This window comes from Butyrivibrio sp. INlla14, from assembly GCF_900102515.1.
Taxonomy (GTDB): Bacteria; Bacillota; Clostridia; order Lachnospirales; family Lachnospiraceae; genus Butyrivibrio.
This window is the reverse complement of sequence record NZ_FMVS01000003.1, coordinates 169,311-181,494: the sequence shown is the minus strand read 5'-3', so window position 1 is coordinate 181,494 and position 12,184 is coordinate 169,311. Positions and strand designations below refer to the sequence as shown.

General features: G+C 39.8%; 9 protein-coding genes. 6 read left to right on the top strand and 3 right to left on the bottom strand.

Translation table 11 applies throughout. The features are described 5' to 3' along the window. Window positions 1-100: 100 nt before the first annotated feature. A complete protein-coding gene (locus BLO53_RS02095; RefSeq protein WP_092058771.1) occupies window positions 101-673 on the top strand; it encodes a DUF4234 domain-containing protein in 573 nt (190 codons plus the stop codon). A 73-nt stretch (window positions 674-746) separates the two neighbouring features. Here BLO53_RS02095 and BLO53_RS02090 read toward each other — a convergent pair whose 3' ends face one another. Beyond that, entirely contained in the window at window positions 747-1,928 is a 1,182-nt protein-coding gene (locus BLO53_RS02090) for an aldo/keto reductase (protein WP_092058769.1), read from the bottom strand. A 183-nt stretch (window positions 1,929-2,111) separates the two neighbouring features. Continuing rightward, window positions 2,112-3,629, bottom strand: coding sequence for an arabinosylfuranosidase ArfA (arfA, locus tag BLO53_RS02085; protein WP_092058767.1), 1,518 nt, complete (start codon window positions 3,627-3,629; stop codon window positions 2,112-2,114). A gap of 140 nt (window positions 3,630-3,769) precedes the next feature. On the opposite strand from arfA, the gene BLO53_RS02080 reads away from it, so the two are divergent. Next, entirely contained in the window at window positions 3,770-4,696 is a 927-nt protein-coding gene (locus BLO53_RS02080; protein ID WP_176757118.1) for an alpha/beta hydrolase, read from the top strand. Window positions 4,697-4,750: 54 nt separating this feature from the next. Here the strand turns inward: BLO53_RS02080 and BLO53_RS02075 are convergent, their stop codons facing one another. Further along, complete coding sequence (locus BLO53_RS02075) at window positions 4,751-5,743, bottom strand: AEC family transporter (RefSeq protein WP_092058763.1); 993 nt, start codon at window positions 5,741-5,743, stop codon at window positions 4,751-4,753. A 496-nt stretch (window positions 5,744-6,239) separates the two neighbouring features. Here BLO53_RS02075 and BLO53_RS02065 point away from each other — a divergent pair, with 496 nt between their 5' ends. The 4 genes from BLO53_RS02065 (at window position 6,240) to trpC (ending at window position 12,177) form a co-directional block, all read left to right on the top strand. Further along, entirely contained in the window at window positions 6,240-7,973 is a 1,734-nt protein-coding gene (locus BLO53_RS02065; RefSeq protein ID WP_092058759.1) for an ABC transporter ATP-binding protein, read from the top strand. Beyond that, window positions 7,973-9,754 (top strand): ABC transporter ATP-binding protein, encoded by a 1,782-nt coding sequence (locus tag BLO53_RS02060; protein ID WP_092058757.1) that lies wholly within the window; start codon window positions 7,973-7,975, stop codon window positions 9,752-9,754. Before BLO53_RS02065 ends, BLO53_RS02060 begins: the two co-directional genes overlap by 1 nt. 598 nt (window positions 9,755-10,352) lie before the next feature. Beyond that, window positions 10,353-11,372: an anthranilate phosphoribosyltransferase gene (gene trpD, locus BLO53_RS02055; RefSeq protein ID WP_092058755.1), complete on the top strand. Its 1,020-nt coding sequence runs from the start codon at window positions 10,353-10,355 to the stop codon at window positions 11,370-11,372. A gap of 25 nt (window positions 11,373-11,397) precedes the next feature. Beyond that, a complete protein-coding gene (gene trpC, locus BLO53_RS02050; protein ID WP_092058753.1) occupies window positions 11,398-12,177 on the top strand; it encodes an indole-3-glycerol phosphate synthase TrpC in 780 nt (259 codons plus the stop codon). Window positions 12,178-12,184: the final 7 nt, after the last annotated feature.

Genomic DNA, 12,184 nt, shown 5'->3' with positions numbered 1-12,184 from the left:
CAATATCCGCAATTTTTCAAGTTTCCAATTTGATATATTATTAGTATATGATAAAATTAACAAGATGTTTTTTAGTTTCTAAAGAAGAGGAGATGTAGATATGATTTGTCCAAATTGTGGAAAAGAAGTAACGGATGGCGCTAAATTCTGTCCTGAGTGTGGAGCAGCTATCCCTGATAGCAATACAAATGCCAATAACTTTACTCAGGAACAGCCAAAGGGTTTTGAGTACAACAACCAGCAGGCTGGAGCAGGCTTCCAGAATAATGGATTCCAGAACAATGGATTTCAGGGTAATTACCAGAACAATTCTTACCTGTTAAATGTAAGTGGTATCCAGAGAAGAGATCTTATAGTTGCAATTCTTCTTACTATCGTAACCTGCGGAATTTACGGTATTTACTGGTTTATTGTCCTTACAGATGAAACAAACCAGATTACAAACCAGCCAGAAGCTACTTCCGGTGGTCTTGCATTTGTATTTTCACTGATTACTTGTGGCATCTATTATTTCTATTGGTCTTACAAGATGGGAGAGAAGGTTGATATCATTAAGGGTAACCCTAATGGAAGCACTTCAATTCTTTTCCTTGTTCTTAGTATCGTTGGCTTTGGTATTGTAAATTACTTCATTGCCCAGGATGCTATCAACAACCTTGTAGGTGCAAACTAATCAGATTTTAAAGAATTTAAGAAAGGTATGATTTGTCTATAAAAGACATCTCATACCTTTTTTATTTCTTTAACTATTTTCTGAGCATAAATTTCCTAACAACATTAATACCGATTTTGTAAGGGAGTGGACGAACTACCTTGTCTGCTTCCTTTATCATTTTACGGATTGGTATGTTCTGCGGGCAGTGCTGTTCGCATTTTCCGCATTCAATACACTGAGTGGCAAATGCTGGATCCTTTTTTAGTCCGACAGTCTGGGCGTATCCAAATCTTGCTTCAAATTTTCCTTCAAGGGCTGTTAGGTTGTAACTTCTAAAAAGCGCTGGAATATCAACTCCTTTAGGACATGGCATGCAATATCTGCATCCTGTACAGCCTACAAGCTCTGTCTCCCTAATGATTTCTTTTACCTTTTCAATTACTGCAAAATCTTCTTCTGTAAATGACCCTGCCTCTGCATTTGAAGCTATACGGCAGTTTTCTTCTACCATTTCAATGGAATTCATTCCGGAAAGTACACAGGTTACTTCTGGCTGATTCCAGAGCCATCTGAGGCCATACTCTGCTGGAGTATAGCCAGTTGGAGCCTCAGCAATCAGGTCTTTTGCCTTCTGGGGAAGGAGATTAACGAGTTTGCCTCCACGAAGCGGCTCCATGATCACTACTGGAATGCCTTTTTCTGCGGCGTGATCGAGACCTCTTTTGCCTGCCTGTGTATGCTCATCAACATAGTTATACTGTATCTGACAAAAATCCCAATCGTAAGAATCAAGAATCCCAATAAAATCCTCTGTATTTCCATGGTAGGAAAAGCCTATATTCCTGATCTGTCCAGACTTTTTCTTTTCCTCAATCCAATCCCTGATCCCGACTTTTTCAAGCTTGTCCCACTGATTCATAGCGGTCATGTGATGCATGAGATAATAGTCTACATAGGTGGTGCGAAGCCTTTTAAGTTCCTCTTCAAAGTACTTATCCAAGGCCGCTCTGCTTCCTACAAGATACTGGGGGAGCTTGGTTGCTATGTTGACCTTTTCTCGTATCCCGTTTCTTTCAAGGATTTCTCCGAGAGCAGCTTCACTTCCAGAATATACATATGCTGTGTCAAAATAATTAACGCCCATTTCATAGGCTTTCATTATCTCTTTTTCAGCTTTATCGATGTCTATTCCTCGAACATTAGTTGAAAAACGCATGCATCCATATCCGAGAATTGAAATTGGTTCACCTTTTCGATTTTTTCTGTACTCCATAAATTCCTCACCCGAAACAAACAGTATTTTGATAAAAATATTTCGCAGAAATATCTGCACTTTTACGAGATAATTATAAGTCGTTTTATTCGTTTTGTAAAATTTAATTATATAAAATTTTTATTATCAAAAAAGAAGTGGCCCTCTTTATCTTTAAGAAAGCCACTCATTTCAATAATCTATTTATTTAGAGAGACGGATAACATTCCAGCTGCGTGCAGGAAGTGTGCTTGTAAGGATTCCCTTAGTAGTCTTGGAATTCTTGGTAGCATCAACTGGCTTAACATTGTCAGGATTTTCTTCTGTGTTGACTGCTTCAAGATCCTTATGTGTGAGTACGCTATGCTCAACAACCTTGTAATCTGCAAACTGTCTAAGATCGCATGTAAGTTCGAAATCTTCCTCAAGGTTCTTGTTAACTGCAAATAGTGTAAGTGTCTCATTCTCTTCATCTGCTACTACTACACAATCAACGTAAGGTGCATCGCCGTGCTTGGATTCGTAAGTTGGAACCTTAACTACTGTGTTGAGAACTTCTCCACGTCCATATACACTTGTCTGCATATAAGGATAGAAGATTGTCTGTCTCCATGCGCCTGTATCAGATGTCATGATTGGTGCGATAACATTTACAAGCTGGGCAAGACATGCAATCTTTACTCTGTCTGCGTGGCGGAGCATTGTGATCAGCATAGAGCCAACAAGGAGCGCATCCTCAAAGTTATATACATCCTCGAGCTGGTGTGGATGCTCAACCCACTTCTCAAGCTTCTTGTCCTGTTCATTAGAATGGTACCATACGTTCCACTCGTCGAATGAAAGGTTGATATCTTTCTTTTTTCTCTTAACAGCCTTAACATAATCGCAAATGCTGACAACCTGGCTGATGAACTGATCCATAGCTACGCTGTTTGCAAGGAAGTTTGGTGTATCATGCTCTGCATTACCATAGTACTGATGGAGTGAGAGATAATCGATGTTGTCATAGGCACACTCAAGAACTGTTCTCTCCCAGTTACCAAAGGTTGGCATTGTAAGGTTAGAAGAACCGCATGCAACAGTCTCGATTGTAGGATCAACAAGCTTCATGATCTGTCCTGCAAGATCTGCCTTACGACCGTATTCCTCAGCCGTAAGATGTCCTGTCTGCCATGGGCCATCCATCTCATTGCCAAGGCACCAGAGCTTTATTCCGTAAGGATCCTTGACTCCGTTCTTGATTCTCATGTCTGCATACTTGGTGCCGCCCTTGCTGTTACAATATTCTACAACATTCTTGGCATCCTCAATTCCTCTTGTTCCAAGGTTTACCGCATACATAGGCTGTGTCTTGCACTTTTTGCACCAGTCCATGAACTCATCAAGTCCAAACTGGTTTGTTTCTACAACGCCCCATGCAAGCTCTATTCTACGAGGTCTGTCTTTCTTGGGACCAACGCTGTCTTCCCAGTTAAAAGATGATACAAAGTTACCACCTGGATATCTGACGATAGGAACATTGATCTCCTGAATAAGCTTCATAACGTCCTTACGATAACCGTTCTTGTCTGCGAATTTATTGCCTGGCTGATAAATACCCTCATATACTGCGCGTCCAAGATGCTCAATAAAAGAGCCATAGATACGCTCATCAACCTTACTGATAGTAAAGTCACGGTCAATACAAACCTGTACTTTATTTTCTACTTTTCCCTTTTTCATTTTAAATACCTCTAAAATAATTTAATGTTACATGAATAATATAATACAATCTTTAGAAAAAGAAAATGGAAAAACCACATTATTTTCTAAAAAAAATGATAATATATAATACAGTATCAATGATTGGAGTATATTTTTTTATGAGTAAAAAGAACACACTGCTAAGGCTTGGAATTGTCTCTGCACTTTTTGGTGGAGCATATGCTTTTAGCAATTACATTTACAAGATTTCTTCCGTTCCACACCAGCACACAGATGATGACAAGGACTTTGATCCATCTATCACTGATGGGCGCATGTTTGTCAGAAATCATCCAGACAGACAGGACATGTACATCGATGCTTTGGATCAGATAAAGCTCCATGCATCATACATCCCAGCAGCTTCAGAAAGTCACAGATATGCGATCATAATCCATGGCATTTGGGACAATCACGAAACTAACGGTATTTATGCAAGACACTACCTTGATAAGGGTATAAACTGTCTACTTCCTGATCTTAGGGGCTTTGGTAAGAGCGAAGGCAAGTATATTGGTTATGGCTATGATGACAGACTTGATATTATGGAATGGATTCATTGGATCATCAAAAGAGATCCCAAAGCCAGGATTTTGCTTCATGGAATGAGCATGGGCTCTGCCACAACTCTTATGACTACAGGTGAGCATCTTCCAGAGAATGTTAAGGCTGCAATTGCAGATAGTTCCTATACAACTCTTCGTGAGCAGTTTGCTCATACCTACAAGATGTTTAAGGGTTCCTTTGTTCCTGTTCCTATAGCTCTTTTCCTATCAAGGGTCATCATAAGGCTTAGAGCTGGCTATGATATCAACGAGGTTAATCCTATTGAAGCTGTGCAGAATTCAAAGACACCAACTCTTTTTATTCACGGAGATGATGACACATTTATTGATCCACATATGTGTTCAAGGCTCTATGAGGCAGCAAACTGTCCCAAGCAGTATTGCATGATCTTAGGAGCTGGCCATATTGAAGGAGTGGTAAAGGATCCTGTTAACTACTGGAACAAGATTGACAGTTTCCTTGCTAAGGTTGAATTTTGAGTATTTGAAGATAGTAAGTCCCACTGAGGTTTCGACCGCAGTGGGATTTTTCGTTTATATGATATTTAGAGTTTTTAGTACAAAAAGCCAGAATGTCAGAGAAAATGAGCATCCAAAGGTTGTCATCATAACAATGCTGCTACTAAGTGTTCCTTCATGTCCCATGTTTTTGGCCATTACAAAGCTTGATACAGTGGTCGCTGATCCAAGCATTACAAGAAGTGCGATCACTTGCTCATTTCTAAATCCTATCTTTACTGCAACAGGCATGAACAGACCAACTAAAACAAATAATTTGATAAAGCTTGCCGCAATGGTTGGCTTTATTTTTTTAGCTGCCTTTTTAAATTCAAAGGTTGCCCCCATGGACATGAGTCCCATTGGTGTGGCCAGTGCGCCTATATCTTTTACCATAACTCCCATGATCTTAGGCATAGGAAGCTTTATGAGTGACCAGATAAGGCCACAGAATATACCAATGAGTATGGGATTTTTTAGTATTCCAAGCAGTGTTTTCCTGATAAGTTCCCTTCGCACAGTTTCCGAATCATTGTCCTCACTTGTATATCTTCCAATGACAACAGATTTGGGGGCTGTCAGCATTAGTATCGTAACTGCAAAGATATTATAAAGAGGCACACTTCCAATTATCATAAGCGGTGCCATTCCTACGCTTGCTTCTCCATATATGTTGTGGATAAAGGCAATACCAAGTAAAGCAGCACTACTGCGGTAGGAGCCTTGTATGAACTCTCCGCGCTCAGACTTATTTTTTACCAGCAGTTTGGAAATAAGGGTTATGAGGAAAATGCTGCAGAGCGTTGCAATTACGCAGAATAGAACGAATTTGCCATCCCAGGTTCCAGCAAAATCCTGCTCTGCCAAATCCTCAAATAAAAGAACTGGAAGTGCTATCTTAAAAACGAATCTGTTCATCCAGGAAGCTGCTTTTTCATTGATTATATCCAGTTTATTAAATACGTAGCCCAATACCATCAGTAAGAATATTGGCAGAGTGGCATTGAGACTAAAGATCAGGTTATCCATGCTTTCTTTTGCTTAACTATGTCCTTTCTGTAAGAGGTAAATACAAAAATATTAAAGCGCAATTGTTTGCACTACGCAAGGTATTACATGTTTTTGGCTATTTGCATTTATTAGAAATGTATTAAATTTCAAAAAATTTCGTTGACAATGAAATTTAATTGTGCAATCATTGGCATATCAACTTAGCTACGAGTTGATAAATATTAAAGAAAGCGAGGTAAGGAACTATGACAAACAGAGTGGCGAATTTATTTTTTGCAAAAGCGACATTTTTTGCTATCACTTTACCTCGGGCTGCGGTTTTTAGATAAAGGCTACTTTGTAGTAACTTAATCTGAATACTTTTTTGTGACGTGTGTTCCCAGGTAAATGTGAATTGTTTACCTGGGATTTTTTTATGCATTTTAGAAACTTTTTTTCTTTTATGCATCACAAATTTGCACCTGAGGAGAGATTGAAGAAACTATTAACTGTTTTTAGCAACAAGGGAGGGAAAATGACAACACTTGGAAGTTATGTGCGGAAGCACTGGGCAACATACACAATGGCAATACTTTTTATGATCATTGCTATTGCCCTTGACATGATGTTCCCTAAAGTAACAGAACGTATCGTTAACGAAGTAATCATTGGCCAGAATTTTACTTACTTTCCATTTCTGCTCTTAGCCATAATCCTCATTGGCGTCGGCAGAAGTGTATTTGGCTATTTTAAAGAATTTACCTTTGACAAGAACTGCATCACTATTGGAACTGAGATGAGAAAGGATCTCTTTGATCATATTCAGAGTCTTTCTCTTGACTATTTCGATGATTCCAGCACTGGTGAACTTATGGCCAGGGTAAAGGATGACATAGATAAAATTTTTCAGCTGGTTGGAATGGTGGCAATGAGAGGAATGGAGGTAACACTCAACTCAGTGCTTATCCTCTACTTCATGTTCTCTATAAATGTGCCGCTGACTTTTTTGCCATTAACCTTTATGGTGATCTGCGGAACAACAGCTATTGTTATGGAAAGAAAGCTTGATAAGGTCTATGATGCCATCAGTGAAGAGAATGCCGAGATGACTACAACAGCTGAGGAGAATCTTGCAGGAGTAAGAACTGTAAAGGCCTTTGCAAGAGAAGACTACGAGATCAAGAAGTTCTTTAAACATAACAAGAAATACTATGACCTCAACATGGAGGAGGCTAAGGCTCTTATTAAGTTTTACCCTGTATTTATGCTGGCAGGAACTCTTCTTCCAGTAGCCTGCGCTGTACTTGGCGGAATCGCTGTTATCAATGGTCATATGACTCTTGGTGCTCTTACTGCTTATGTTATTTATGCCAGAAACTGCACCTGGCCTATGGAGGAGCTTGGTTGGATCACTAACGAGTTTTCCAGCTCTCTCGCTTCTATGAAGAAGATCAAAAAGATCTATAGCGAGCATTCAACACTTAATATCACAGAGAATCCTGTGCATGTAGAATCTGTAAAGGGCGCAGTGGAGTTTGATCATGTGTCTTTGACTCTTGGAGAAAAAGAGATTCTTTCAGACATCAGCTTTAAGCTTGAACCTGGAAAGACTCTTGGAATCATGGGACAGACTGGTTCTGGTAAGTCTACTATCATAAATCTTCTCCAGAGATTCTATGATCCTACGGAAGGAAATATCAGACTTGATGGTAACAACATAGAAAAAATGGAGCTTGAACAGGTCCGCGAGGCAACTGCTGTTGTAATGCAGGATGTATTTCTTTTCTCTGATACCATCGAGGAAAATATCCGCATGGGTAGGCGGGATGACATGACAATGGAAGAGATCAAAGATGCTGCTGATAAGGCCAAGGCTAGTGATTTCATCGAAAAGCTTGATGATACTTACAAGACAGTTATTGGAGAGAGAGGTGTTGGTCTTTCTGGCGGACAGAAGCAGAGGATCAGTATAGCAAGGGCAATCTCCAAGAACGCACCTATTCTTGTGCTTGATGATTCAACTTCAGCACTTGATATGGAGACAGAGTCTGAGATTCAGAAGACTCTTGATGAAATAGAGAGTACTACCAGGGTTATCGTAGCCCACAGAATATCAGCTGTAAGAAATGCTGATGAGATTATCTATCTTGATAATGGTCGCATCGCAGAGCGCGGTACTCATGAAGAATTACTAAAAATGAAGGGGCTCTACTACAACACGTATATCGCACAATATGGAGCTCCCGCTGAAATGGAGGTGAGTGCGTAATGGCAGCTAACTCATTTCGTGAAGATGAGAAAATGTCAAACACGGACAGGCGAAAGATCTTTGCCCGCCTTATCCGTTATCTTAGACCGCATATTCCAGAGATCATACCAGTTCTTATTTCGCTGGCAGTTACTGTATTTATCAGCCTTGTCAGCCCTCTTCTCATTGAATATGCAATTGATGTACATGTTGCAAACAAGAATATACCTGGACTCTTAACAATTGCCGGAATCATTGTAATTCTTGGAGTTGCCTATATTCTTTTTGTAAAAGTTCGTATGTACATGATGAACAAAGTTGCAAACAAGGTCCTTTTGGACATTCGTCAGGAACTGTATGAACACATCCAGACCTTGTCTTTTACCTTTTTTGACAACAGACCTACAGGTAAGATACTTGCCCGCATAATTGGTGATGTTAATTCAATGAAGGATGTAATGGCCAATACCATTACAAATCTCATTCCAAATTTTCTTACAGTATTTGGCGTAGTCATCATCATGCTGATTAAGGATTGGAGACTTGCTCTTGGATGCTTTGCATCACTCCCTGTGATGGTCGTAAGTATCTTTTGGATTCGTAATGTTAACCACAAGAGATGGCAGGATGTACGTAAGAAATCATCAAATATGAATGCTTATGTTCACGAGGACATAGCAGGTATCTCTGTTGTACAGAGCTTTCATGCAGAGGATGAGACCAAGAAGACCTTTAGAGAACTGGCTAATGCTCACAGAGATGCCTATATATCTGCCTGCAGAGCTGCTGACCTTTTTGGTCCATCAATTGATATGAGCTGGGCTATCAGTAGCATGGTCTTATATCTTGTAGCAGTAAGGCTTCTTGGCTATACTTCTGCATCTATCGGACTTATCACTGCTTTTGCAAGCTATTCCAGTATGTTCTGGAGTCCTATCATGGGTCTATCCAATTACTATAATCAGCTGATCACTAATATCACAGCAGCTGAAAGGGTATTTGATATTCTTGATACTAAGGCTGAAATAGTAGATAAAGAAGATGCGACAGAGCTGCCCGAAATTAAAGGTCAGGTAAGCTTTGAGAATGTTGGATTTACCTACGACGAAGGCACAGAAACTGAGACTAAGGTTCTTAATAATGTGAACTTTACCGTTAACCCTGGTGAAACTATTGCTCTTGTTGGTCCTACTGGTGCTGGCAAGACAACAATAGTAAACCTTATCAGCAGATTTTATGATATTCAAAAGGGTAAGATTAGGGTTGATGGTCATGACCTTACTGATGTTACTATTAACAGCCTTAGAAAGCAGATGGGTATTATGACTCAGGATAACTTTATTTTCCACGGAACTGTTCGTGAGAATATTATGTACGGAAATCTTGATGCCACTGAAGAGGATATGATTGCAGCTGCTAAGGCAGTTAACGCCCATGACTTTATCATGAAGCTTGAAAAAGGCTATGATACTGAGTTAAAAGAGCGTGGTGCTGGCCTTTCAATTGGTCAGAGACAGCTCCTTGCCTTTGCAAGAACTATGATCTCTATGCCTAAGATTCTCATTCTTGATGAGGCTACAAGTAGTATAGATACCCATACTGAGCTTCTTGTTCAAAAGGGTATCCAGGCTCTTTTAAAGGGCAGGACCAGCTTTGTCATTGCCCACCGTCTTTCTACTATCAAGAATGCAGACCGCATCTTTGTTATAAACAATGGTGGCATTATGGAAAGTGGTAATCACGACCAGCTTATAGCAAAGCGTGGTGCCTACTACGACCTTTACATGGCGCAGTTTGCGTAGATTCAGAATCAAGCGGATAATGTCCGAAATACAGATAATAAGCTTGCTTATATAGATGTATTTCGGATATTATCCATTTGACGAGAATTCGTCAACGAGGAAATTGCAAATTTCCGAGTCTGACTCTGAATCATGTAATGAAAAAACAAAAAATTTGGTTGTTGACAACTTATTTGTACAGTAGTAATATTTTAATAACTTAATACTTTAAACCAATGAAGCGGAGATAACGTCTATGATGCCTTCACAGAGAGCCTGATAAGCTGAGAATAGGTAAGAAACACATATTCAAATGGACCGCCGAGGGTGCAGTCAAATGTGCATGTTCACGGCACAGAGTATTCTGCAACGGATGACTCCCGTTAGTAGTCAGAGATATGATGAAGTCTGATATATTCAGAATCTGTATCTTAAATAAGCGCGTAGTTTACTACGAATTCAAGGTGGCACCGCGGATAGTATAATTGTACATTCGTCCTTGACAGAAGATTATTCTGTCAGGGACTTTTCTTTAAAAAAAGCGTTGAAAAGCGTTCTGGCAGATAGTCAGAACGCTTTTTCATTTACCCAAAAATCAAAAAAGAAAAGGAGAATTACAATGATCAAAGAAGCAATCGTAAAAATCGTAAACAAAGAAGACCTTACTTATGATGAGGCCTACACAGTAATGAACGAGATCATGAGTGGAGAAACTACACCCACTCAGAATGCGGCATTTCTTTCAGCTCTCTCAACAAAGAGTGCAAGAGCAGAAACAACCGATGAAATAGCTGGATGTGCTACAGCAATGAGAGAGCATGCTACACAGGTAAATACAGGAATGGATGTATTTGAAATTGTAGGAACTGGCGGAGACAATGCTCACAGCTTCAATATTTCTACAACATCTGCTCTTGTTGCAGCTGCCGGTGGAATGAAGGTTGCCAAGCACGGTAACAGAGCTGCTTCTTCAAAGTGTGGAACAGCGGACTGCCTTGAAGCTCTTGGTGTAAACATAGATCAGAGTCCTGAAAAGTGTGTTGAACTCCTTGAAAAGGCTGGAATGTGTTTCTTCTTTGCCCAGAAATATCACACTTCCATGAAGTATGTAGGAGCCATCAGGAAAGAACTTGGATTTAGAACAGTTTTCAATATTCTTGGACCTCTTACAAATCCTGGAAGACCATCTATGCAGCTTCTTGGCGTTTATGATGATTATCTTATCATTCCTCTTGCTCAGGTTCTTATTAGCCTTGGAGTAAAACGCGGAATGGTTGTATATGGCCAGGATAAACTGGATGAGATTTCTATGAGTTCTCCAACTTCTATCTGCGAGATCAAGGATGGCTGGTACAAATCTTATACCATTTGTCCAGAAGATTTTGGTTTTAAGACCTGCAAAAAAGAAGAGCTTGTTGGTGGAACTCCTGAAGAGAACGCAAAGATCACAAGGGATATCCTCTCTGGCAAGGAAAGAGGACCTAAGCGTGAAGCTGTTCTTTTAAATGCCGGCGCTTCTCTTTATATTGGTGGTAAGGCTGATACCTTCGTAGATGGAGTTAAACTTGCCGCAGAAATCATTGATTCTGGCAAAGCTACTGAAACTCTTGAAAAACTGATTGAGATAAGCAATACATAAATTATTTAGAAAGAAAGAAAACACGATGACAATTCTTGATGAACTGGCTTCTTACGCAAGCTTTAGAGTATCCGAGGCCAAGAAAAAAATATCAACTGAAGAAATAAGAAGAATAGCTGAGGATATGCCAAAGGGAACTTTTGAGTTTGAGAAAGCTCTTTCTACACCAGGTATTTCTTTTATCTGCGAATGCAAAAAGGCATCTCCTTCAAAAGGTATAATTGCTCAGGATTTTCCTTATCTCGATATAGCAAAAGAGTATGAAGAGGCCGGCGCAGAATGTATTTCCGTTCTAACTGAGCCTAAGTGGTTTCTAGGCGCTGATTCCTATCTTAAGGAAATTGCTGAAGCTGTGAATACTCCATGTATCAGAAAGGATTTTACAGTCGATGAGTACATGATTTTTCAGGCCAAGGCCCTTGGAGCAAAGGCTGTACTTCTGATTTGCTCTATCCTGGAAGAAAGCCAGATAAGAGAATACTTAAATATATGCGATGATCTTGGCCTATCTGCTCTTGTGGAAGCTCATGATGAAAAAGAAATAGAGACAGCGCTTAGGGCATCTGCAAGGATTGTCGGTGTCAATAACCGCAATTTAAAGGATTTTCATGTTGATACTGATAATAGCAAAAGGCTTAGAAGTTTAGTTCCAAGAGATGTTCTCTTTGTCTCTGAAAGCGGTGTAAAATCCGCCGAAGACATTAGAAATATCAACGCTTTTGGAGCTGACGCGGTGCTTATAGGTGAGGCGCTTATGAAAGCTTCGGATAAAAAGAGCCTTCTACAAATGCTTAGATACGCTTAACCTTATA

Coding starts and splice junctions, on each gene's coding strand:
- BLO53_RS02095 (WP_092058771.1), top strand. CDS start 101: ATGATTTGTCCAAATTGTGGAAAAGAAGTAACGGATGGCGCTAAATTC.
- BLO53_RS02090 (WP_092058769.1), bottom strand. CDS start 1,928: ATGGAGTACAGAAAAAATCGAAAAGGTGAACCAATTTCAATTCTCGGA.
- arfA (WP_092058767.1), bottom strand. CDS start 3,629: ATGAAAAAGGGAAAAGTAGAAAATAAAGTACAGGTTTGTATTGACCGT.
- BLO53_RS02080 (WP_176757118.1), top strand. CDS start 3,770: ATGAGTAAAAAGAACACACTGCTAAGGCTTGGAATTGTCTCTGCACTT.
- BLO53_RS02075 (WP_092058763.1), bottom strand. CDS start 5,743: ATGGATAACCTGATCTTTAGTCTCAATGCCACTCTGCCAATATTCTTA.
- BLO53_RS02065 (WP_092058759.1), top strand. CDS start 6,240: ATGACAACACTTGGAAGTTATGTGCGGAAGCACTGGGCAACATACACA.
- BLO53_RS02060 (WP_092058757.1), top strand. CDS start 7,973: ATGGCAGCTAACTCATTTCGTGAAGATGAGAAAATGTCAAACACGGAC.
- trpD (WP_092058755.1), top strand. CDS start 10,353: ATGATCAAAGAAGCAATCGTAAAAATCGTAAACAAAGAAGACCTTACT.
- trpC (WP_092058753.1), top strand. CDS start 11,398: ATGACAATTCTTGATGAACTGGCTTCTTACGCAAGCTTTAGAGTATCC.